The sequence below is a fragment of the Pseudomonas sp. 22526 genome (assembly GCF_052044735.1).
GTDB lineage: Bacteria > Pseudomonadota > Gammaproteobacteria > Pseudomonadales > Pseudomonadaceae > Aquipseudomonas > Aquipseudomonas piscium.
The window spans coordinates 270,764-291,725 of sequence record NZ_JBQENK010000009.1 but is presented as its reverse complement, the minus strand read 5'-3'; the positions used below and the strand labels follow the sequence as shown (position 1 = coordinate 291,725).

The 20,962-nt window shown below is 58.1% G+C and carries 19 protein-coding genes and 2 pseudogenes; 7 read left to right on the top strand and 14 right to left on the bottom strand.

Annotated features, from left to right (window positions below):
* Positions 1–80: 80 nt before the first annotated feature.
* A complete protein-coding gene (gene gmk / locus ACTJKT_RS16375; RefSeq protein WP_102676138.1) occupies positions 81–701 on the bottom strand; it encodes a guanylate kinase in 621 nt (206 codons plus the stop codon).
* A 12-nt stretch (positions 702–713) separates the two neighbouring features.
* Positions 714–1,577, bottom strand: a complete 864-nt coding sequence (locus ACTJKT_RS16370; RefSeq protein WP_007921125.1) for a YicC/YloC family endoribonuclease — start codon at positions 1,575–1,577, stop codon at positions 714–716.
* Between the two features lie 270 nt (positions 1,578–1,847).
* On the opposite strand from ACTJKT_RS16370, the gene rph reads away from it, so the two are divergent.
* Both rph and ACTJKT_RS16360 read left to right on the top strand, forming a co-directional pair.
* The gene (gene rph / locus ACTJKT_RS16365; RefSeq protein ID WP_007921124.1) at positions 1,848–2,570 is read left to right on the top strand and encodes a ribonuclease PH; all 723 of its coding nucleotides are present in this window, start codon (positions 1,848–1,850) and stop codon (positions 2,568–2,570) included.
* 31 nt (positions 2,571–2,601) lie between these two features.
* The gene (locus ACTJKT_RS16360; RefSeq protein ID WP_007921123.1) at positions 2,602–2,970 is read left to right on the top strand and encodes a DUF4870 domain-containing protein; all 369 of its coding nucleotides are present in this window, start codon (positions 2,602–2,604) and stop codon (positions 2,968–2,970) included.
* A gap of 61 nt (positions 2,971–3,031) precedes the next feature.
* Here ACTJKT_RS16360 and ACTJKT_RS16355 read toward each other — a convergent pair whose 3' ends face one another.
* Entirely contained in the window at positions 3,032–3,811 is a 780-nt protein-coding gene (locus ACTJKT_RS16355; RefSeq protein WP_003176915.1) for an exodeoxyribonuclease III, read from the bottom strand.
* Positions 3,812–3,892: 81 nt separating this feature from the next.
* Between ACTJKT_RS16355 and pyrE the strand changes: the two genes are divergently transcribed.
* Entirely contained in the window at positions 3,893–4,537 is a 645-nt protein-coding gene (gene pyrE / locus ACTJKT_RS16350; RefSeq protein ID WP_009051565.1) for an orotate phosphoribosyltransferase, read from the top strand.
* A gap of 144 nt (positions 4,538–4,681) precedes the next feature.
* Here the strand turns inward: pyrE and argB are convergent, their stop codons facing one another.
* From argB to coaBC, 4 genes and pseudogenes are all read right to left on the bottom strand, one after another.
* Positions 4,682–5,587 (bottom strand): acetylglutamate kinase, encoded by a 906-nt coding sequence (argB, locus tag ACTJKT_RS16345; protein WP_007921120.1) that lies wholly within the window; start codon positions 5,585–5,587, stop codon positions 4,682–4,684.
* A 39-nt stretch (positions 5,588–5,626) separates the two neighbouring features.
* Positions 5,627–7,030: pseudogene (locus ACTJKT_RS16340) on the bottom strand (phosphomannomutase/phosphoglucomutase); the annotation flags it as partial.
* 251 nt (positions 7,031–7,281) lie between these two features.
* Positions 7,282–7,737, bottom strand: coding sequence for a dUTP diphosphatase (gene dut / locus ACTJKT_RS16335; RefSeq protein ID WP_016703155.1), 456 nt, complete (start codon positions 7,735–7,737; stop codon positions 7,282–7,284).
* Between the two features lie 5 nt (positions 7,738–7,742).
* The gene (gene coaBC / locus ACTJKT_RS16330) at positions 7,743–8,951 is read right to left on the bottom strand and encodes a bifunctional phosphopantothenoylcysteine decarboxylase/phosphopantothenate--cysteine ligase CoaBC (RefSeq protein ID WP_007921117.1); all 1,209 of its coding nucleotides are present in this window, start codon (positions 8,949–8,951) and stop codon (positions 7,743–7,745) included.
* A gap of 131 nt (positions 8,952–9,082) precedes the next feature.
* Here coaBC and radC point away from each other — a divergent pair.
* Positions 9,083–9,595: pseudogene (gene radC / locus ACTJKT_RS16325) on the top strand (RadC family protein); the annotation flags it as partial.
* Positions 9,596–9,974: 379 nt separating this feature from the next.
* On the opposite strand, the gene ACTJKT_RS16320 reads toward radC, so the two are convergent.
* Positions 9,975–11,210 carry a hypothetical protein gene (locus ACTJKT_RS16320; RefSeq protein ID WP_440787790.1) on the bottom strand — a complete coding sequence of 412 codons (1,236 nt, stop codon included), beginning with the start codon at positions 11,208–11,210 and terminating at the stop codon, positions 9,975–9,977.
* Positions 11,211–11,394: 184 nt separating this feature from the next.
* A complete protein-coding gene (locus ACTJKT_RS16315; protein ID WP_440787788.1) occupies positions 11,395–11,676 on the bottom strand; it encodes a helix-turn-helix domain-containing protein in 282 nt (93 codons plus the stop codon).
* Positions 11,677–11,760: 84 nt separating this feature from the next.
* On the opposite strand from ACTJKT_RS16315, the gene ACTJKT_RS16310 reads away from it, so the two are divergent.
* Both ACTJKT_RS16310 and ACTJKT_RS16305 read left to right on the top strand, forming a co-directional pair.
* On the top strand, positions 11,761–12,207 hold the full coding sequence (locus ACTJKT_RS16310; RefSeq protein ID WP_440787787.1) for a hypothetical protein: 447 nt from the start codon (positions 11,761–11,763) through the stop codon (positions 12,205–12,207).
* A gap of 166 nt (positions 12,208–12,373) precedes the next feature.
* Positions 12,374–13,285 carry a hypothetical protein gene (locus ACTJKT_RS16305; RefSeq protein WP_440787786.1) on the top strand — a complete coding sequence of 304 codons (912 nt, stop codon included), beginning with the start codon at positions 12,374–12,376 and terminating at the stop codon, positions 13,283–13,285.
* A 167-nt stretch (positions 13,286–13,452) separates the two neighbouring features.
* Here ACTJKT_RS16305 and ACTJKT_RS16300 read toward each other — a convergent pair whose 3' ends face one another.
* Genes ACTJKT_RS16300 through ACTJKT_RS16290 form a run of 3 tightly spaced genes read right to left on the bottom strand, consistent with a single transcriptional unit; the run spans position 13,453 to position 16,820 of the window.
* Positions 13,453–15,477 carry an FUSC family protein gene (locus ACTJKT_RS16300; RefSeq protein WP_440787785.1) on the bottom strand — a complete coding sequence of 675 codons (2,025 nt, stop codon included), beginning with the start codon at positions 15,475–15,477 and terminating at the stop codon, positions 13,453–13,455.
* Complete coding sequence (mdtN, locus tag ACTJKT_RS16295; protein WP_440787784.1) at positions 15,461–16,540, bottom strand: multidrug transporter subunit MdtN; 1,080 nt, start codon at positions 16,538–16,540, stop codon at positions 15,461–15,463. The genes ACTJKT_RS16300 and mdtN overlap by 17 nt, the downstream gene beginning before the upstream one ends.
* A gap of 10 nt (positions 16,541–16,550) precedes the next feature.
* Positions 16,551–16,820 carry a YtcA family lipoprotein gene (locus ACTJKT_RS16290; RefSeq protein ID WP_440787783.1) on the bottom strand — a complete coding sequence of 90 codons (270 nt, stop codon included), beginning with the start codon at positions 16,818–16,820 and terminating at the stop codon, positions 16,551–16,553.
* A gap of 236 nt (positions 16,821–17,056) precedes the next feature.
* On the opposite strand from ACTJKT_RS16290, the gene ACTJKT_RS16285 reads away from it, so the two are divergent.
* Complete coding sequence (locus tag ACTJKT_RS16285; protein WP_440787782.1) at positions 17,057–18,316, top strand: PucR family transcriptional regulator; 1,260 nt, start codon at positions 17,057–17,059, stop codon at positions 18,314–18,316.
* A gap of 499 nt (positions 18,317–18,815) precedes the next feature.
* Here ACTJKT_RS16285 and ACTJKT_RS16280 read toward each other — a convergent pair whose 3' ends face one another.
* On the bottom strand, positions 18,816–19,520 hold the full coding sequence (locus tag ACTJKT_RS16280) for an OmpW/AlkL family protein (RefSeq protein ID WP_440787781.1): 705 nt from the start codon (positions 19,518–19,520) through the stop codon (positions 18,816–18,818).
* A gap of 81 nt (positions 19,521–19,601) precedes the next feature.
* Complete coding sequence (locus ACTJKT_RS16275) at positions 19,602–20,879, bottom strand: NAD(P)/FAD-dependent oxidoreductase (RefSeq protein WP_440787780.1); 1,278 nt, start codon at positions 20,877–20,879, stop codon at positions 19,602–19,604.
* Between the last annotated feature and the right edge of the window lie 83 nt (positions 20,880–20,962).

The following is a 20,962-nucleotide window of genomic DNA, read 5'->3' as shown; positions in this document are numbered from 1 at the left end:
CGCTGATTTTTTAACCAAGCTTTCCGACGCGCTACAAGTGCCAATGTAAAGCCCTTGCAGCGGTTTTGGGAAGTGCTATATCAGCCCAGCAATTCGGCGAGCAATTTGCCGAAACGCTGTTGCTGGCGCTTCTGCTGCAGCTGGTTGGTGCGGAAAATCGCCTTCAGATCGTCCAGCGCATGGGCGAAATCGTCGTTGATGATCAGGTAGTCGTAGTCGACGTAGTGGCTCATCTCGCTGACGGCTTCGCGCATCCGGCCTTCGATGATCTCGTCGCTGTCCTGGCCGCGGTTGGTCAGGCGCTGGCGCAAGGCCTGCTGGGACGGCGGCAGGATGAAGATCGAACGAGCCTGGGGCATCAGCTTGCGCACCTGCTCGGCACCTTGCCAGTCGATCTCCAGGATCAGGTCGTGACCTTCGTCCAGGGTCTGTTGCAAGTGGCTTTGAGAGGTGCCATAGAGATTGCCGAAGACTTCGGCACGCTCGAGGAAGTCGCCGTGTTCGCCCATCTTCACGAACGTTTCACGCGAGACGAAGTGGTAGTTCACGCCGTCCACTTCGCCCGGGCGCATGGCGCGGGTGGTGTGGGAAACGGAAACGCGGATCGACGGGTCGGCGTCGATCAAGGCCTTGACCAGGCTGGTCTTGCCCGCGCCCGAGGGGGCGGAAATGATGTAGAGGGTGCCGGTGCTGTGGTTCATGTCTGGGTAGCCTTACTCAATATTCTGTACTTGTTCGCGCATCTGCTCGATCAACACCTTGAGGTTGACCGCAGCTTGGGTACTGCGCGGGTCGAAGGCCTTGGAGCCCAGTGTGTTGGCTTCGCGGTTGAGTTCCTGCATCAGGAAATCCAGGCGCCGGCCGGCGGCGCCGCCGGACTTGAGGACGCGGCGCACTTCGATGATGTGGGTGCTCAGGCGGTCCAGTTCTTCGGCGACGTCGCTCTTCTGGGCGAGCAGCACCATTTCCTGTTCCAGGCGCGTCGGGTCCAGTTCGGCCTGCATGTCGGCGAAGCGGTCGAGCACTTTCTGGCGCTGGGTGGCGAGCATCTGCGGAACCAGTTCGCGCAGGGTCACGACGTCTTCCTCGATAGAGGTCAGGCGTTCGTTGATCAGTCGGGCCAGCTCCGCGCCTTCGCGCTCGCGGCCGCTCTTCAGCTCTTTCAGCCCCTGGTTGAACAGGCTCAGGGCTTCGTTGTTCAGTGCCTGTGGGTCGCTGGCATCGGCCACCAGGACGCCGGGCCAGGCCAGCACTTCCAGTGGGTTCAGCGCCGCCGGCTGCTTGATCAGGCTGGCAACGGACTCGGCTGCCGCCACCAGTTGCGCGGCGCGCTCGCGGTCGACCTGCAGTGGTTTGCCGGTGGTTTCTTCGGTGAAGCGCAAGGTGCATTCGAGCTTGCCGCGCGACAGACCCTGGCGCAGGGCCTCACGGACTGCGCCTTCCAGATCGCGAAAGGATTCCGGCAAGCGCAGGTGCGGTTCCAGGTAACGGCTGTTGACCGAGCGCAGTTCCCAACTCAGGGTGCCCTGAGTGCCGGCCCGTTCTACCCGGGCGAAGGCGGTCATGCTGTGCACCATGGAGATACCTCCGATACAGGTCCGCCACCAACCGCGGAGGGTTGCACGGGCCCGATATGAATGAATTGAAGCCGACAGGCTGCGAAGGCGCAGGATTGTAGCGCAGTGCAGCGGATGCTCCCAAACTGCGGGTGTGACAAAGCGCTGCGGGGCGACCGGAGGGCCGTTCCAGAGGTGTCGCCGACGGGCCGGGGTTTTTAGAACTGCCCAGGCAAGGCCGCGGGCTCTATAATGATCGGCAGTTTTCCGTCCCCGTACAGGTATTTCCCTATGAAACGTCCAAGTGGTCGCGCTGCCGATCAGCTCCGCTCGATCCGCATCACCCGCAACTACACCAAACACGCCGAGGGATCTGTACTGGTCGAGTTCGGTGATACCAAAGTGATCTGCACGGTCAGCGTCGAGAACGGCGTGCCCCGCTTCCTCAAGGGTCAGGGCCAGGGTTGGTTGACCGCCGAATACGGCATGCTGCCGCGTGCCACTGGCGAGCGTAACCAGCGTGAAGCCAGTCGCGGCAAGCAAGGCGGTCGCACCCTGGAGATCCAGCGTCTGATCGGCCGTTCCCTGCGCGCCGCGCTGGACATGACCAAGCTGGGCGATGTCACCCTGTATGTCGACTGCGATGTGATCCAGGCCGATGGCGGTACCCGTACCGCGTCGATCACCGGTGCCATGGTGGCCCTGGTGGATGCGCTGAAAGTGATCAAGAAGCGTGGCGGCCTGAAGGGTGGCGACCCGATCAAGCAAATGATCGCGGCGGTGTCCGTGGGCATGTACCAGGGTGAGCCGGTGCTGGATCTGGATTACCTGGAAGACTCGGCGGCTGAGACCGACCTCAACGTGGTCATGACCAGCACCGGCGGTTTCATCGAAGTCCAGGGCACTGCCGAAGGCGCGCCATTCCAGCCGGAAGAGCTGAACGCCATGCTGGCGCTGGCCAAGAAAGGCATGAGCGAGATCTTTGAATTGCAACAGGCAGCCCTGGCTGACTGATTGCCCGGTAGCTTTCAGCAAGGAGAGCAGCATGAACGACGACCAGCTTCCGCAACCTGTCCCGAGCCATGAGGTGCGTCAGTGGGCGATGTTCTGTCACCTGTCGGCCTTGCTGGGCATCTGGATTCCGTTCGGCACCCTGATCGGCCCGCTGGTGCTCTGGCAGATGAAGCGCGAGACGGATCCGTTCATCGATGCCCAGGGCAAGGAAGCGCTGAACTTTCAGATCACCGTGGCCCTTGCCTCGCTGGTCTGCTTCCTGCTGATGGTGGTGCTGGTGGGTTTCCTGCTCTTCGGTCTGCTGGCGATCGGCGCCCTGGTGCTGACCATCATCGCCGGGGTCAAGGCCAATGAAGGGGTGGCGTACCGCTACCCGTTCACCTGGCGATTGATCAAGTAGGACGAGCGCCCACAAAAAAGCCGACAGCGATGTCGGCTTTTTTGTGGCTGCGAAAAGACGCTTAGATAGTCAGCGTCCAGTCGTAGTCCACGATCAGCGGCGCGTGCTGCGAGAAGCGCGGCTGGCGTGGCAGGCGTGCGCTGCGCACGAAGCGACGCAGACCCGGGGTCAGCAGCTGATAGTCGAAGCGCCAGCCCAGGTTGAGCATCTCGGCCTGTTCATTGTCCGGCCACCAGCTGTATTGATCGCCTTCGCGGCTGACTTCGCGCAGGGCGTCGACATAACCCATGTTGCCGACAATCTCGTCCATCCAGGCACGCTCAGGCGCCAGAAAACCCGGAGATTGCTGGCTGTCACGCCAGTTCTTGATATCCAGCTTCTGTTGCGCCACGTACAGCGAGCCACAATAAATGTACTCGCGACGTTTGCGCCGCTGTTTATCCAGGTAACGGGCGAAGTCGTCCATAAGCTTGAACTTCTGGTTCAAGTCTTCATCGCCGTTCTGCCCGGAAGGAAGCAGCAAGGTCGCGATGCTGACCTTGTCGAAATCGGCTTGCAGGTAGCGCCCGTAGCGGTCGGCCGTCTCGAAGCCGAGACCGCTGATGACAGCCTTCGGTTGCAACCGCGAATACAAAGCCACACCGCCTTGGGCGGGAACTTCGGCATCGCAGGCATAAAGGAAGTAGCCATCCAGTTGGAAGGCTGGGTCGTCCAGTTCAAAGGCGGAGGCGCGGGTGTCCTGCAGGCAGATGACGTCGGCATTCTGTGCTTGCAGCCAACTGAGCAAACCTCGCTCCACTGCAGCCTGAATACCATTGACGTTCACACTGATGATCCGCATAAATGGCCCCAAAAATCACGTGCGTGTATGATACCCGAGGTCTACCTAATTAGCTAAATCCGTGGTATTTGGGGCTTTTTCATGCAGGCGTATCAGCGCGATTTCATTCGTTTTGCCATCGATCGCGGGGTTTTGCGCTTCGGTGAGTTCACCCTGAAGTCCGGGCGTACCAGTCCTTACTTCTTCAATGCCGGCCTGTTCAACAGCGGTTCGGCCCTGGCGCAGCTGGGGCGTTTTTATGCCGCGGCGATCGTCGACAGCGGCATTCCCTTCGACGTGCTTTTCGGCCCTGCGTACAAAGGTATTCCTTTGGCGGCGGCGACGGCCGTGGCCCTGGCCGAGCATCATCAGCGCGATCTGCCATGGTGCTTCAACCGCAAGGAAGCCAAGGCTCACGGCGAAGGCGGCAGCCTGGTGGGCGCGCCATTGACTGGCGATGTGCTGATCATCGACGACGTGATCACCGCGGGTACGGCGATTCGCGAAGTGATGCAGATCATCGAATCCCAGGAAGGTGCCAAGGCGGCGGGCGTGTTGATCGCCCTGAACCGTCAGGAGCGCGGCAACGGTGAGTTGTCGGCGATCCAGGAAGTCGAGCGCGACTTCGGCATTCCGGTGGTGAGCATTGTTTCCCTGACCCAGGTCCTGCAGTTCCTGGCGGACGACCCGGCGCTCAAGCAGCATCTGCCGGCGGTGGAAGCCTACCGCGCGCAATTCGGCGTCTGACCCTGTTTTGTAGGAGCGAGGCTTGCCCGCGATAGCGGTGCATCAGGTTACACCGCTATCGCGGGCAAGCTCCGTTCCTACAGAAGGCGCAATAAAAAAGACCCCGCCTGGCTTGGCCAGGCGGGGTCTTTTTATTTGCAGCGCTTAAGGACGCTTGCGATTGCTGATCAGGGTGCCGACACCGGTATCGGTGAAGATCTCCAGCAGAATCGCATTGGGTACGCGACCGTCGATGATCAACGAGCTGCCCACACCACCCTGTACCGCTTCCAGCGCGCAACGAATCTTCGGCAGCATGCCGCCGTAGATGGTGCCGTCTTCGATCAGGGCATCGACCTGCTGGGTAGTCAGGCCAGTGAGGACCTTGCCCGACTTGTCCATCAGGCCGGCGATGTTGGTCAGCAGCATCAGCTTCTCGGCTTTCAGCGCCTCGGCCACCTTGCCGGCCACCAGGTCGGCGTTGATGTTGTACGACTCGCCGTTGGCGCCGACGCCGATCGGGGCGATCACCGGGATGAAATCACCTTTGACCAGCAGGTTCAGCAGGTCGGTGTTGATGCCGACCACTTCGCCCACGTGGCCGATGTCGATGATTTCCGGGGTGGTCATTTCCGGCGTCTTGCGGGTGACGGTGAGCTTCTTCGCGCGAATCAGCTCCGCGTCCTTGCCGGTCAGGCCGATGGCGCTGCCGCCATGACGGTTGATCAGGTTGACGATGTCCTTGTTCACCTGGCCGCCGAGGACCATCTCCACCACGTCCATGGTCGCCGCGTCGGTGACGCGCATGCCATCGATGAAGTGGCTTTCGATGGACAGGCGCTTGAGCAGGTCACCGATTTGCGGGCCGCCGCCGTGCACCACCACCGGGTTGATCCCGACAGCCTTCATCAGCACGATGTCGCGGGCGAAGCCGGTCTTCAGCTCCTCGCTTTCCATCGCGTTGCCGCCGTATTTGATCACCAGGGTCTTGCCGACATAGCGGCGAATATAAGGCAGCGCTTCGGACAGGACCTTGGCGGTATTGGCGGCGGCATCGCGTTCGAGGGTCATTCAGGGCTCCGGCACTTCAATAAAGGCGCTTGAAGAAAATCAAAACGGTAGTTGGAGGTCAGGTGCAACACGTTTCAGCTGGGTGTGGAACACATCCTTGATGCGCTGCAGTTCGGCTTCGTCATCGGCTTCGAAGCGCAGCACCAGCACCGGCGTGGTGTTGGAGGCGCGAACCAGGCCCCAGCCTTTGGGGTAGTCGACTCGCACGCCGTCGATGGTGGTCAGGTCGGCGCCTGCGCCCCATTGCGCGTCGTGCAGCGCATCAATGATGCTGAATTTGCTCTCTTCGGTCACATGGATATTGATTTCCGGCGTAGAAATATCGTTCGGGAAGGTGGCAAACAGCTCTTCCGCGTTGGATTTTTCCTTGCTGAGGATCTCCAGCAGCCGCGCGGCGCTGTAGATGCCGTCGTCGAAACCGAACCAGCGCTCCTTGAAGAAGACATGGCCGCTCATTTCGCCGGCCAGCAACGCGCCGGTCTGCTTCATTTTCTTTTTGATCAGCGAGTGGCCGGTCTTCCACATGAGTGGGCGACCGCCGTATTCCTTGATCAGAGGAATCAGGCGGCGGGTGCATTTGACGTCGAAGATGATCTCCGCGCCCGGGTTGCGCGCTACCACGTCCTTGGCAAATAGCATCAACAGGCGATCGGGGAAGACAATGCTGCCGGTGTTGGTCACGACGCCGACACGGTCGCCGTCACCGTCGAAGGCCAGGCCGATATCGGCATTGGTCTCTGCGACCTTGGCGATCAGGTCTTCCAGGTTCTCGGGCTTGCCCGGATCCGGGTGATGGTTGGGGAAGTTGCCGTCCACTTCGCAGAACAGCGGGATGACTTCGCAGTTCAGGGCTTCGATCAGCTGAGGCGCGATGACGCCGGCCGCACCATTGCCGCAGTCGACCACCACTTTCAGGCGCCGGGCGAGTTTGACGTCGGTGGTGATTTCCTTGCTGTAGCGATCGAGGATGTCGACCTTGGTGATGCTGCCCTGGCCGCTGCTCAGGTTGTTGGTCTTGAGGCGATCGTGCAGGGCCTGGATCTGTTCGTTGGCCAGGGTATCGCCGGCGATGACGATCTTGAAGCCGTTGTAGTTCGACGGGTTGTGGCTACCGGTCAGCATCACCCCGGATTTGCCAGCCAGCACGTTGGCCGCGTAATACAGCGCCGGTGTCGGTACCAGGCCGACATCGCTGACGTGGCAACCACTGTCGTGCAGGCCCTGGATCAGTTGCGCCACCAGCTCGGGGCCGGACAGGCGGCCATCACGGCCTACGGAGACGTTGGGTTCGCCCTGGGCCAGGCTCTCGGAGCCAATGGCGCGACCGATCCAGTAGGCGGTTTCAGCGTTCAGGGTTTCCGGAACGGTTCCGCGAATGTCATAAGCGCGAAAGATGCTTTCAGGGAACTTGGGTACGACTTGGGCTGCATTGCTCATCACTGGGGGTGCTCCGTCTAAAAGGGGGCAGGACAGGCCGGAATACTGACCGGAAGGCTCGAACTGAAGGGTATGACGGTGTTTTTGCCCTTGGGTTCATGGTGCAAAAATGCCATCTGATGAGCGTCAGCTCTTTTTCGACCACCTTCAGCCTTGATTCCGGGCGGCTCAGTCTCTGAGTAAAGCAGCAGAATTTTAGTGTTGAAACACAGCCCGCCAATCTCCGGCCGAGCTGTTGGCTCGGCCGGATTTTTTGCTCAATGGCTGCCGGAGTGACCGAAACCGCCCGCGCCGCGCTGGCTTTCGTCGAAGGCTTCGACCACTTCGAAGTGCGCCTGCACCACGGGCACCAGCACCAGTTGGGCAATGCGTTCGCCCACCGCGATGTTGAATGCGGTCTGGCCACGGTTCCAGCAGGAGACCATGAGTTCGCCCTGGTAATCGGAGTCGATCAGGCCGACCAGGTTGCCCAGGACGATGCCGTGTTTATGACCCAGGCCGGAGCGCGGCAGGATCAGCGCGGCGAGGCCAGGATCGCCAATGTAGACGGACAGGCCGGTAGGAATCAGCAGGGTCTGGCCCGGTTCCAGGATGGTGTCCTGCTTGAGCATGGCGCGCAGGTCGAGGCCGGCGGAGCCCGGCGTGGCGTACTGCGGCAGAGGGAATTCGTTGCCGATGCGTGGGTCGAGGATCTTGGCTTGTAAAGCGTGCATGCGAGTTAAACCTGGTTCAGCCGTTCGGCGATGAAAGAGATCAGTTGGCGGGCAATCTTGCCCTTGCTGGTCTGGGCGAAGAGAGTTGCGTGCAACTCCCGGTCAATCACGCTGCAGGCGTTTTCCTCGCTGTTGAAGCCAATGCTCGGGTTGGCCACGTCGTTGGCGACGATCAGGTCGAGGTTCTTGTCTTTGAGTTTGCGCGCAGCGTAGTCGAGCAAGTGTTCGGTTTCAGCGGCGAAGCCGACGCTGAACGGACGGTCGGGGCGGGTGGCGATGGTGGCCAGGATGTCCGGGTTGCGCACCATCTGCAGCAGCAGGCCGTCGCCGTTCGTAGGGTCTTTCTTCAATTTCTGTGGGGCGACGACTTCCGGGCGGTAGTCCGCGACCGCGGCCGAGGCGATGAACAGGTCGCAGGGGATGGCGGCTTCACAGGCGGCGAGCATGTCGCGGGCGCTGACCACGTCGATGCGGGTCACCCGGTCCGGGGTCGGCAGGTGTACCGGGCCGGTGATCAGGGTCACCCGGGCGCCGGCTTCGACCGCGGCTTCAGCCAGGGCAAAGCCCATTTTCCCGGAGCTGTGGTTGGTGATGTAGCGCACCGGGTCGATGTTTTCCTGGGTCGGGCCGGCGGTAATCAGTACGTGTTTGCCGGTCAGTGCCAGGTGCTGGAAGCAGTCGGCGGCGCACAGCGCCAGATCGTTGGCTTCGAGCATGCGGCCCAGGCCGACGTCGCCGCAGGCCTGGCTGCCGGAAGCCGGGCCGAAGACTTTCAGGCCACGGCTTTGCAGCAGTTGGGTGTTGGCCTGGGTGGCAGGGTCGCGCCACATGGCCTGGTTCATGGCCGGGGCGATGGCGACGGTGGCATCGGTGGCCAGGACCAGGGTGGTCAGCAGGTCGTCGGCGATGCCCTGGGCCAGGCGGGCGATCAGGTCGGCCGTGGCCGGGGCGATCAGTACCAGGTCGGCCCATTTGGCCAGTTCGATATGGCCCATGGCGGCTTCGGCCGCGGGGTCGAGCAGGTCCAGGTGGACCGGGTGCCCGGACAAGGCCTGCATGGTCAGCGGGGTGATGAATTCACTGCCGCCACGGGTCATGACCACACGCACTTCCGCGCCGTGGTCGAGGAGTCGGCGAACCAGCTCGGCGCTCTTATAGGCAGCGATGCCGCCGCCGACGCCGAGAACGATGCGTTTCCGATACAGCCGCTGCATAGGCCTGCCTTTCAGTTCAATGATTGCTGCGTGTAACACCCCCTCCCCAGGGGAAATTCCACGCAAAAAGATGGGCTAAGATAGCACAGCGACCGCTATGGAACAGCGGCGCCCACACACATGGAGGTGCTATGAGCATTCGCGACTGGCCTGCGGCGGAGCGCCCGCGGGAGAAGCTTCTCGAGCAGGGCGCGCTGGCCCTTTCCGACGCCGAATTGCTGGCGATCTTCCTGCGCACCGGGGTCGCCGGAAAAAGCGCGGTCGACCTGGCGCGACACCTGTTGCATCAGTTCGGCAGCCTGCGTGGCCTGCTCGAGGCGGATCAATTGACCTTCAGCCGGCAACTGGGCCTGGGCCCGGCCAAGTTCGCGCAATTGCAGGCGGTGCTGGAAATGGCGCGGCGGCATCTGGCGGAAAAGCTCAGTCGTAATTCGGTGCTGGAAAGTCCGGTCGCGGTCCGCGACTACCTCAAGGCGATGTTGCGACATGAGCCGCATGAGGTCTTCGGTTGTCTGTTTCTCGACTCCAAGCACCGGGTGCTGGCGTTCGAGGCGCTGTTCCAGGGCTCCATCAACACCACCAGCGTCTATCCGCGGCAGGTGGTCAAGCGTGCCCTGGCGCACAACGCTGCCGCCTTGATCCTGTGCCCGCAAATTATCGCAAGTGGTTTCGTTGACTTATTTTTTAGATTCCGTAGCAGTGCTTGAATGGCTGGGGTTTCTACTGGATGTCTTCAGTTGATAGGGGGTGTCAACGTTGACGTGCTCATGTAGGTTCTACTGCTGATGTTTAGAGATGTTCTTTGGGATGAAGCATTTGGGAGGTTCCCGCAGCCATATGGGGCTGGGTGAATGCTTTCTACTCGCTTTCATCATCTGCGGCTCGATTAGCGCCTTTATCAGACATAAGCCGACATCAATGCCTGGCTCTACTGGCAATTACCAGCGGCTCGTCGTACGCCTCGCTTACCATGATCAATACCTCTCAGAGCACTTCCGGCGTGTCGGAACAATGAGGCTGACCCTATGTCCCGGCAGACGCTCGCAAGGCTGAAAAGAAAGATTTTTCAGTGCCTGCGGCCGAAATCGAAAACCCGTTGAACATTACGTCTAGATTCATGCGGAAAAACTCGGCAGCGATATCGTCCCAGTCCCCTCCGCGGGCTTGATTGTGTACATCGGTCAATGAGCGTTGTGTGCACACCTTGACTACTGTGTATTCATGATCAATAGGTTCATAACTCCATTGCCATGTCCTACTGACATTTTCCTCATTGAACAGCAGCACCAGTTGATCGAGTGCGCACATGAGCTTTTCATTGAGCATAGGATCAGGTATCCACACCCCGAACCCTACCGATAACTCGGGCAAGCCCAAGATTTCCGGCTTGATGTGATCATAAACCTCATCCCCGATCACGCCTGCCCAAATGATGAACATAGAGTCATCAGTCTTTTTACCGTTCGGAGTAAGGATTGAGCCAAAGAAATTAGGCTCAGCAAATTTTGCCATTCCGTTCGGATGTGGAACCCTCATGTTCTCAACCGAGCACCTTGCGGTTGTATCCTGCATCTTCAAACTGAATGCTCGTGTTGCGATTGCCCCTAACCTTCTCATCCCAACCAGAAGGCGTTTGTACGGAGTAATTGCCACAACGTCGTTGAGGTCCAGCCGGGTACCGTTCATATCGTACTCACCGATGAAAGCCAAAAACTTCTCACTGACATAGTTCAGTGCCGTGTCTTTGCATGCATTGTGTGGCGAGGACTGCATGGCTTTTAGATAGCGATGAATCTCACGCCAGTTGCACACTCGATCGCTCCAGCCTGCTGGCTCCAAGGTGTAGTGAGTGAGCAGAATGACAGTTCCAAACTTTTCGGGCCGAGCTTTCCTGTATTCGTCATACATACTCAACTGATTGGACTCGCCCTCCTCATCGACATGTTTGGTGTAGCCTGCGCTGAGCTTGTTCTCGATGATCAGGAAAAAGTCTTTGCAGTGGCCGACAATATCAGGCCGCTTGTTGGCTGCACGATGGCCTGGTCCGATGACATGCTGGGTTTCCCAGATGAGGTCTTGCAGTGTTTCTGGATATGGTGGAAGAGAGCGGACCTTGAACAGGCCTGTGAGCACTTCTCTAGCTTTTCCTGCGAAGGTTAGCTGCCGTAGCCACTCCACGAGTAACTCTGTTAAAAAGTCTTCCAGTGGGCTGCGGCTAGGCGTTTCACGAAAGGTATACAGACGTTTAAAAAAAGACATGCCAGTGTTCGTTGTTCCCTGCGATGTGAGCCTGCGGAAAAGAACGGTCCTGGTAAGTAGTAGCCTTACAATTCAGAGTGCTCTCGAGTGCTGGGCACAATCGCTCATTAGGTTGCTAGTAGTGTTCCTAGCGTTGGCTGTTCAAGCTACGGCCGCGATTAGGTTCCGGCTGCAATATCCGGCACTAAAGCCCAATTTCACGCAATTCACTTCGAATCCTTTCAAGCAATTCCTCGGAACTCGCCCCATCTTCAGATGAAAGATAGCCCGCGAGAATGACGGTGCCAGGGTGCACTCCCAGCACCTTCGCCATCTGCTCGACTTTGTCGATCGATGCACTCCACCGGCCTGCTTCGATGTTGCTGATGTAGGGCTGGCTCGGGCCCATGCTCTCTTGAGAAATATTTCGCTTCAGCCGGTACGACTTGAGAACAGCACCAAGTGCACGCTTGAGTTCCGATCGCATTTAAGCAGCTCGCAAAAGGAACGATAAAGCCGTCTCGGTGTGTTTTGTTCTATACTATTAATAGTATATTTTGAGATCTGTCTAATGTTTCTGACCTACCAGCACGCAAAAATTGACCAATCGGGGCTCTTTAGCGGTGACCCCACAGCGTGGAGCTATGTAGAACACAATATCCACCGCCCTTGGCTTTATGTCGCCACGACGGAGCCGGCAGATGACTTTGATTTTCATCCGATGTTGATGCTGAGTAATGAGCAGTTTCTTCAGTCGCTCATAGCGGATCAGGGACATGGGCTGCGCCTGGAAGGCGTTCTTTTGGTTACACCGGACCATGTAAACCATTCGGGTCGATGGATGATGGAGCCGCTGGAATCGATTGTGCGCTTTGAATCTGCAGAAGGTGTTGCCTATGCCTATCACGTCCAAGGCGATAGGACCTACATCTGTGGGGAAGCAGAAGTTGTTGCTCGACAGAACTCGCGCCGAGAGACGCTTTTCTGCAGTTCGATGCTCTCAAGTTCCTCTCAGTAATTCCTGACCACTCGTGGGTGAGTTCGCAGCATAACTACTCATTTAGAAGGACGTCGCTCACGACAATGGGAATCCACGCCAACGACTAACTCAGATTCGAATGGTCAAGCTTAGATTCTGAAAAGCAGTTGGCTTTAGTATTCATAAAGCACCAAGGAGCGATACCTTGAGATACTCCGCAGCAGTGTCACCAGCCTTAGCCCTTGCCGGTGTTCTTTCTGGCTGTACATCACTCCCGGTACCAAATAACACAGAGTTCACCGATTCTGGGCGCAACTATCAGTTTCAAACGACTCAGTCGACCATGCGATTTGCAAATGCAAGCCCACTGACGCTTGGACAGGTCAGTGAAACTACGCGAGTGCTGGCGCTTTTTGGTATGCCAGATTTTCAGGCAGTGATGCCCGGAAAGTTTTCCAACTTCAAGTTTTCTACTTCTGAGACGGGTTTAACTCAGGCCTACATTTCTCCAGCAGTAGCCAGAAAACCTCAGGTAGCAAGTCCTGTAAACACAGATCTTGCTGCTGTCAGCGTTAATGCACTTTCCACAACGGGCCTCGGTGCTGGTGCAGTAGGCGCAGCAGGAGCTGCACTGATGATTGCGGGTACTGACACAACACCAGATCCGCGGACAACATACGGTGCAGCCATCTGTTACCGTCGGGTATCGGAGCAGGCTGATCTCAAAAGGGCGTATGTGGAATGCATTGACCAGATTGTCGAGGATGTGAAGCGTGCTCTTGGTCCAGATGTGACCGTTTTAGAAAACCGTCAGTTGTTCAATATTTCCGGCACAGTGGATGTTCCGTCTTTCGGCAGGCAGCCCGTAACCCTTTTAGTTGGACGAATCTACAACCATGGCGCAGAAGGATATGCTCCGATGGATAAGGGAGCTTTCAAAGCTAACATCTTCAGTATTCAAGTTAAGAGGTTCGGGGATCTCTCCTCCTCAAAAGCTACCGTCGAAGACATTGGCCAGGCTTTACGCAACGTCAAGAGATCCACTATCGCCTATCGCCTCAATTCAAGTGAGGATTACCGCAAGCGAAAAGATACTGAACCTGTTGGGGTTTACTGACTTAGCGTTTAGCCAGAGATGAAAATGATGGCGCCTTGCGAGTGTCCTCGTAATGGTAGACTGCCTATTCCAAGGACTTTTGGGGGAACAAAATGTCATCAAATGCGTACGCTAAGTTTTACAAAACTGCTCATCGCTGCGACACATTGGTCTCTGCCTAAAGCGCATTAGCGAGGTTTATCGAAGAGGTGGAGCGTCGTGAGCCGTTCTATGTCTTCGACCAGTTCATCCAGAAGCCGGGACAGGGGGGATTTCCTGAGTTCCATGAAGTCATGACGATGATTGCGCCAGCTCTCGTCCAGGGCGCCAATGCTGATTGGTGCTCCGTCGGGATGTTCGCTCAGCCAGTCCGCGTAGCGCTCTAGACAGACGCTCGCCTGTTCGCGGACTTCCAGAAAGGCCAGGTGCAATTCCGGTTTCAGCCGGGTATGGGCGATCTCCGTATGCAGGCTGTCGCTGATCAGGATGATCGTCTGGACTGCCACGAGAATCTCCTGCAGGCGCAGAGTCAGTACTTCCTGCTGGCCTTCTCCGGCCTGCCAGCCAGGCTCCAAAGCAACTCGCGCGAGCATGTTCTGGCTATCACCCAGTTCGCTCCAGAGTTTTTGGTCCGGGGCGCTGCCGCCTCCGGAGCGCAGCGAGGCAGCCGTCGCGCGCAACAGCCTGGCTAGGCGCTGGCGCAGCGCTTCGCCTTCCGCCTCCGGCCAGAGTAGGGCATGGATGACCCAAGAAACACCAACACCAAGCAGGATGCCCAGTAGACGATCGCGGATTTCCGTCAGATTGGTACTGGGCGCGAAGTTGTCCATCAGCGCCAGGGCGAAAGTGAACACGATCTGTGTGCCGGCGTAACTGATCCGCTCCGAGCCAGCCGAGATCCAGGAGCCGAGCGCGATTACCGGGAGGGCCATGCACAGCAGGCCGAAGATGTCGTCGAGGTGCGGCACCACCCAGACCATCATGCCCAAAGCGAGGGCGCTGCCGAGCAGGACACCGGCCACTCGCAGTAGGCTGCGCTGCCCGATGGCGCCAAGGTTGGGTTGTGCGACGATCAGGCAGGTCAGCATGATGGTGTGGGCGCCTTGCCAGTCGCTGGCAGTGTAGAACAGGTAGCAGAGCAGGGCAGCGAGCAAGGTTTTCAGGGAAAACTGGACATAAACCGGGTTGGTGAACGCATCGCTGACCGTTGGCGCCGCCGCGCCGCTGGCCACAGCGCTGTCCGGATGCATGTCTTGATTTGCCAGGGACAGCAGGACCCGGCGGATTTCCTCATAGACCGCCGGTAGCTCGCGGGTGTCCAGTCGCGCCAAGTCGGCGGACGGTAGCAGAGTTTCTCCCGCTTCCGTGGCGGCCTGCAAGACGCAGACGGCTTGCTGCAAGCGCAGCGGGACATCCGAGGCCGGGGGTGTTTCCGGCAGTTGCCGGGCCAGCATGAATAACCGGGAAATGGCGCCGATGCGGGTCAGGTGTGCCCCCTGTTCGGCGCGGTAGCGCGGGTCGCGCATGCAGGCAAAGCGCAGAAGCTTTTGCGCGACCAGAATGCTGCGTTGGATATCGGCCTGCACAATCCGCGTAGGTGGCATCGCGGTTTTCGGCAGCAGGCGGTCGGCGACGCTCCGCAACTGCCTCAGCAGGTGCTCGCGCAACTGCTTCTGCGGTTCAACTGGAAGGAACAGCGTGTTGACTAGCAGGGTTAGCACGATGGCGTAGTTCACCGCGACCCAGACCCATAGTAGCTGGCGTAGGATGACTTCGCCCTGGTCGGTGAGGTCGGCGAAGGTCTGCGAGTAGATAACCACAATGCCGACGATGAAGAACACTGTCCCGATCCGCGTAGTGCGCATTAGGAAGGTACTGCAGAAGAGCAGCAGCGAAGCCCCGAGTATGCGCAGCAGCGGCTGATCGTAGGTGAACTTCAGCAGAAGGATCGACAGGCCGACGGCCAACGTTGAACCAACGACGAACAGACTGCCAACCAGGCGGGTCACCACTACGTTGGTCTGGGTGACGTAGAACACCACGGTCAGCGACAGCGCTAGGAACGGCACCTGCAGGGTCATCGAGACGACAATCACCAGAGTACAGCCGAGCAGGCTGCGCAGCATCAGATTGAGCCGGCCTGGATAGGCGCGCAGTTCACCGGCCAGGAAGGAGCGCAGCCGCTCGAGACCGGGCTCAGTGCTGCTGTGCATGGGGGGGGGCATCAGCAGGGGAGTGAGCCTCCGCTTCGCCGGGGTGGAGGATCGCCACGGCCGATGCGCCTATCCGGAACAGGCCAGAATCTGCAGTGGTCACAGCGATCTTCACCGGGAAGCGTTGCGATACCCGCACCCAGTTGATGCTGCGCTGCACCCGCGGCAGTCCTTCGACGACTGCCCCACCATCGTCGGGCATGACCCCATAGCTGATGGAATCGACCCACCCGCGAAAATGTCGGCCGGTGTCGCTGAGCAGGTAAAGTGTTGCCGGGGTTCCGGCTTGGATGTCCTTGAGGTCGGTTTCACGGAAGTTGGCGACGATGTACCAGTGGCGCGCGTCGATCAGTGTAAACACCGGCTTGTAGGCGGAGGCGAACTGGCCGACTGTGGTGCGCAGGGCGGCCACGCGGCCGTCGAAAGGTGCACGGACCTCTGTGAATTCCAGGTTCAGCTCGGCGATGGAGATTTGGGCCTCGACCTCGGCGCGTTGGGCTACCAGTGCATCAACCCCACTCACTGCGGCGGCGGCGCGCTGCGCCTGGAGTCGTGCCGTGTTCAATTCGGCGCCGGTGGAGCGTTGCGCGGTTCGCGCCTGGTCCACCGACTCTATCGACACGTAGCCGCCGGGCAGCAGCTTCTCCAAGCGCCGAAGGGTGTCGCCGGCCTGCTTGGCTTGGGCGCGGGCGCGTTCCACTCCGGCGACCGCGGAGGCGGCTTCGTACTCCTGGGCATTAACCGAACGCTGGGTCAGCTCAATCTGTCGGTCCAGGGTGATCAACCGGGCTTTGGCTTGGACCAAGGCATCCCGGTAGGGACGCGGATCGATGCGCAGGAGCAGGTCGCCCTGCTTGACCAACTGGTTATCGTGCACCGGCAGCTCAACGATCCGTCCGTTGACTTCGGGTACGACGTCGATGGTGTCGGCGTAGACATAGGCGTCGTCGGTACTCGGTGTCGTTTCCAGGCGATAGACAACGTAGCCGAGCACCGCTAGACAGGCGAGGGTGAGCAACAAGGCGGGCAGGCGGCTACGGCGGGCGAGAGCGGTCTGGATCATGGACGGGAACTTATCGACGGAAAAGGACCAGCCATAGCGACACGGCGAGCAAGGCGGTAATCATCGGGTAACTCAAGGCTAGCGGGCCGAGCTGTTGGCGCATGTCGTAGCGCCCCAGCAGCATGTGTATCAGCACCATCCCTATGACCCCGCCGGCAACGCAGAATAACCAATCTGGAAAGGCTGCGCCGAACAGCACGAGCGAAGGAGGCATTGAACAACCGCCGAGCAGGACGCTGGTTAGCAACAGTGCCTGCCTGGGGCGGGTAAGAATGGGCATGCACACTACCTGAGGCTATGGGGTCTGGGCGATAGGAGTGGGCTGATGGTAAAAGCATCAGCTCTCTGCATAGGCTATTTTGGAATTTTGCTGATAGCCATTGTGAATGAGTACAAGTTTTATTGTGGTTTTAGGCGATTAAAATGGCTATAGGCCTTCTGCTATTCTTTTTGGCGCCTATCGGTAGGTTATTTTTATTGTCTTGCCGAACTTCTTCTTCCTGTCTCGAGGGTAAGGTGATCGTTTCGATTCCTGCGCTCAGTGATCGACTCAAAGCGGTCACTGCAATACTTGCCGAAGATCCTCGCCGTATAAGCGCACGGGTTCATGCCGAACTGGATGGCATGGAGGGCTACAGGGATTTGCCCCCGCAGGCCCGGGTTAGCGTCGAGGAGTTTCTGGTCTGTTTCGTGGAGCTCTGGTGCGAAGCGCTGCTGAGCGGCAACGGCTTGTCCGTCGAGGCCCGTGAAGTCTTCGCCGATTATGGTCGCCGTCGTGCGCATCAGGGGGTTCCGCTGCAATCGCTGATGCGGGCATTCAGCGTTGGTCAGCGCGAGATCTGGCAGGGCTACTTGGAACTGGCCGGCGACTGTGAAGCGTTGGCTAGGGAGCTGCTGTTTGATGTGTCTCGCTACATGTTCTGCTATTTCGACGAGGCTGCCGAGGAAACCGTCCAGGCTTACCTTGACGAACAGCTCAGGCAGGCGCGCTGGCGCGAATACCTAGACCAGCGACTGCACTACATCCTGCTGTATACCCCGGAAGATGAGGCGGGCTTTCGCGAAATACTCGCTGCCCTCGGTCTCGACCCCGGCATGTCGCGGGTGGCCTTGGCTCTGGATGTCGCCATCGATGCCGAGAAGCTGAGGACGCGGGAGGATGAGATCGAGCGCCTGCTGTTGCAGGTAGCGCGCACCTTCAAGGTGGCAACTGCGGATCTGGTGCGTGCCTGGCATCGTGAGAGGCTACTCATCTGGTTGCCCTGCGCCCACGGCGAGGCAATAAGTCAGGCCGATCAGCGCCTAGCTCGGAGGGCAGCGGTGCTGCTCACTGGGCTGGCAGAGATCCGGCAAGCTGGGCTCGGGATCATGAATCACGGTGCGCAAGGTTGGGCCCGTTCGGCGGAGGAGGCCCTAAGAGCGCTGGATTTCTTTTCTGGCGAGCATGCTGAACGGACGGTCAGGCGATACTCGGGCATCCTGGTCGAGGATGGCATCCGTGGCAACGAGAATGCGCTGCGTTACTTGGTCTCCCTTCTCGAACAACTGACCAACGAACCCGACCTCCTGTTAACCCTGGAAACCTATCTGGGTCTCGGGTGTCGCCGCGGTCAGTCGGCGAAGCGCCTGGGGATTCACCCCAATACTCTGGACTATCGACTGGGGCGGGTCGAAGAACTGCTCGGCGCGAGTCTGGATGACGCCGACTGGGTTGGCAGGCTGGATATCGCACTGCGGTTGCGTCGGTATTCGCTCAGATGCAGCACCAAGGGTTGAGCGGGGCATTAATAAGGCTCATCGTGCTTTCCCGAAGAAAGCAGTCTAGATTTTGAGAAGGAGGTAGTTCGAGTTCCGGAAGCCAAGCTATGCGCTTGATGATTTGAGTCAGTTATTCGCGATATCCAGCAGGCTGATATGCATTGTGAGGCGAGCGCTGGTGAAAGTGCCGTGGATATAGCGTTTAAGTCTTTTTGACGAAGCGCTGCAGGACAGCTCTCGAATATGACACAACCAGCTCCGCCATCATCGTCAGTTTTCTCATGCGCTCGGATGTATCAGGTATCCTTCAGCATATTAGGCAGTGATCAGTGACTGGTAGGCTTCCAGGAAGGTTATGTAGTCATCCGACTTGGTTGGCCTTGCGACCATCTCGGTTGGGTAACAGCAGCACGTGACAGTTTTGGTAGCAACTGGATAGTCGAATGGGTGTTAAGATCCCATCGGAGCGGTAATTGCCACATTATTGAACGTTGCGATCATTAAAATGTTTTTGTGTTCAGAAGTAAAATTTTACACCCAAAGAAACTAAATCCGGATCGAGTGTGATCTGTGCTTTAACAGGTGAATCTTGGAGTGTTCCATTTGCGTTGAGATGGAGCCAAAGATGTTTATAGTCGACGAAAATCTTCCACTTCTCGCTCCATTGATATTCGACGCCAGCCTGAATCACGGCTCCAGAGTTACCGTGAACTTTCAGATGCGAAACTGCGCCATCGTAATTTTTCAGAATGAAGGCATGCGCTACTCCGCCACCAGCGTATGGGCGTAGGCTGCGCCATTGCAGGAAGTGATAAATACCGGTGAGAAATATCGGACCGTACCGCACGGCTCCTAGACTCCCCAGTGCTTCGACTGTACCTCCGCCATTGACGGCAGTGCGAGGCGGTATCCCCCCCATAACCATAATTGAAAAGTTTTGCGTAACCTCATAACCTACATCGAACATGACTGTGACGTTGTTGCGAGCATGTGCTGTTGCGCCTGGAATGGAGGCTCCATTGATCTCGATGTTGGCGCTTGAGTGGTACGGAACCCAGAGAGGACCGACTCTCGCAAACCAACGAGTTTCGCTATTTGGAGCAGGGACAGCTATTGTCATATTGCTAGGCGTTTCGGGGCCGGATGCCTTCGCGTCCTGTAAGCTGGTCAGCGTTAACGACAATAGCATAATCTGCCAATACCCCATGGCACCAGTCAGCATCTTGCTAATCCTCCGATATTCGAATTTCTAGAGAAGTGCGATTTCGCTTCGGATGCGACGCCGATTGTCGGCGGTTATCTTCTAATGGAGCTTCACCGGCGGAACGGCTGTTCGTCGGAGGGCGTCGGAAAGCGTTAGAGTCAATGTCCTGCGCCAGCCCAATAGCGTGGCGCGGTGCATTATCTGAAGAAATACATATCCAAACTTTGCAAACATGCCGTTGAACGTCCAGGCTCGGCGCTTCCGAAGTGGGATTTCTCCGGTTGTAGATTTTGTACCGAGAGATACCAGTGAGCCGCGATCTTGGTATTGAAATACCTCTGAAGGTGCGACGCCTGGTTTAAGTGAAAGTGCTTTGAGCAAATAGACTGCTTGTTGATGCGCGACTTGAGCTGTTGTTGGGAGTGGATGGTTGGTTGCGGGGTCAATCACAGAGGCGCAGTCACCCAATGCATAGATATTGTCTTCGCCCACGCAACGCAAAAATGAATCACAGACAATGCGACGAGAACGATCCAGAGTGAGATTGAGGTCGGTCGTAAATGGATGTCCAATGACTCCAGAGGCCCAAACCTTCAAATCGCAAGGTACGGTGTTGCCATCTTTGAGCTCAAATCCGTCGGGTGTTACTTGTGCCACTCCTGCGTTAAGTCGAAGCGTAACGCCAAGTTGCTGCAAGGCGCGCGCGGCGAAATCAGACATTGCCGGCGAGCTGTTGGCAAGAACCCGTGGTGCCATATCAATCAGAGTGATCTCGAGCTTGTCGGCGGGCATCAAGCCGCCTGAGCTGTGTGCTGCCCTGATTGAATGACAAAGCTCCGCTGCCAACTCGACTCCTGTCGCACCAGCGCCAACGATGCCGATCCGTAAACGGTCTGTGGTTCCTTGCGAGACGAGTACAGCAGCCTCCAGCAATTGTTTCTGGAATGCAAAAGCTCGCTCGCTGTCATCGAGCAAAAGACAGTGCTCGCGCACGCCTGGTGTTCCAAAGTCATTTACTTGTGATCCAAAGGCGAGAACAAGAGTGTCGTATTGCAGCACTCGCTCATTCAGAAGTGTATTACCCTGCGCTGTCGTGACTCGCCCGAGTGAAATGGTTCGTGCTTTCGCGTCAAGGCTGATTAGTGATCCGAGGCGAAATCGGAAGTTATTCCCTCGGGCGAGTGCTAGATAGGGAATTGCATCACTGTCGCTGCGTAAACCGGCCGCGACCTCATGGAGTCGCGGTTTCCATAAATGCCGCGTAGCGCAATCCACCAATGAGACCTGCAGGTCTAGGCGATGTGAGCGGCGCCCCAGCATTGCGGCAAGTTCGGATCCGCCAGCTCCCCCTCCAACGATTAAAACTCTTTGTCCCACTTGTCCCACCTTGAGCACCTCCAATGAACAGTTGAATATAGCAACATGGATGACTCACAAAAGTTAAGTGGCTAGAACTTTTA

Excerpts from the sequence above, each read along its gene's own strand:
- ACTJKT_RS16300 (WP_440787785.1), bottom strand. The coding sequence starts at position 15,477 with ATGCACAGCAGCACTGAGCCCGGTCTCGAGCGGCTGCGCTCCTTCCTG.
- ACTJKT_RS16370 (WP_007921125.1), bottom strand. The coding sequence starts at position 1,577 with ATGGTGCACAGCATGACCGCCTTCGCCCGGGTAGAACGGGCCGGCACT.
- ACTJKT_RS16315 (WP_440787788.1), bottom strand. The coding sequence starts at position 11,676 with ATGCGATCGGAACTCAAGCGTGCACTTGGTGCTGTTCTCAAGTCGTAC.
- mdtN (WP_440787784.1), bottom strand. The coding sequence starts at position 16,540 with ATGATCCAGACCGCTCTCGCCCGCCGTAGCCGCCTGCCCGCCTTGTTG.
- ACTJKT_RS16310 (WP_440787787.1), top strand. The coding sequence starts at position 11,761 with ATGTTTCTGACCTACCAGCACGCAAAAATTGACCAATCGGGGCTCTTT.
- ACTJKT_RS16290 (WP_440787783.1), bottom strand. The coding sequence starts at position 16,820 with ATGCCCATTCTTACCCGCCCCAGGCAGGCACTGTTGCTAACCAGCGTC.
- ACTJKT_RS16320 (WP_440787790.1), bottom strand. The coding sequence starts at position 11,210 with ATGTCTTTTTTTAAACGTCTGTATACCTTTCGTGAAACGCCTAGCCGC.
- coaBC (WP_007921117.1), bottom strand. The coding sequence starts at position 8,951 with ATGCAGCGGCTGTATCGGAAACGCATCGTTCTCGGCGTCGGCGGCGGC.
- argB (WP_007921120.1), bottom strand. The coding sequence starts at position 5,587 with ATGACCCTCGAACGCGATGCCGCCGCCAATACCGCCAAGGTCCTGTCC.
- gmk (WP_102676138.1), bottom strand. The coding sequence starts at position 701 with ATGAACCACAGCACCGGCACCCTCTACATCATTTCCGCCCCCTCGGGC.
- ACTJKT_RS16355 (WP_003176915.1), bottom strand. The coding sequence starts at position 3,811 with ATGCGGATCATCAGTGTGAACGTCAATGGTATTCAGGCTGCAGTGGAG.
- dut (WP_016703155.1), bottom strand. The coding sequence starts at position 7,737 with ATGCACGCTTTACAAGCCAAGATCCTCGACCCACGCATCGGCAACGAA.
- pyrE (WP_009051565.1), top strand. The coding sequence starts at position 3,893 with ATGCAGGCGTATCAGCGCGATTTCATTCGTTTTGCCATCGATCGCGGG.
- rph (WP_007921124.1), top strand. The coding sequence starts at position 1,848 with ATGAAACGTCCAAGTGGTCGCGCTGCCGATCAGCTCCGCTCGATCCGC.
- ACTJKT_RS16360 (WP_007921123.1), top strand. The coding sequence starts at position 2,602 with ATGAACGACGACCAGCTTCCGCAACCTGTCCCGAGCCATGAGGTGCGT.
- ACTJKT_RS16280 (WP_440787781.1), bottom strand. The coding sequence starts at position 19,520 with ATGCTGACTGGTGCCATGGGGTATTGGCAGATTATGCTATTGTCGTTA.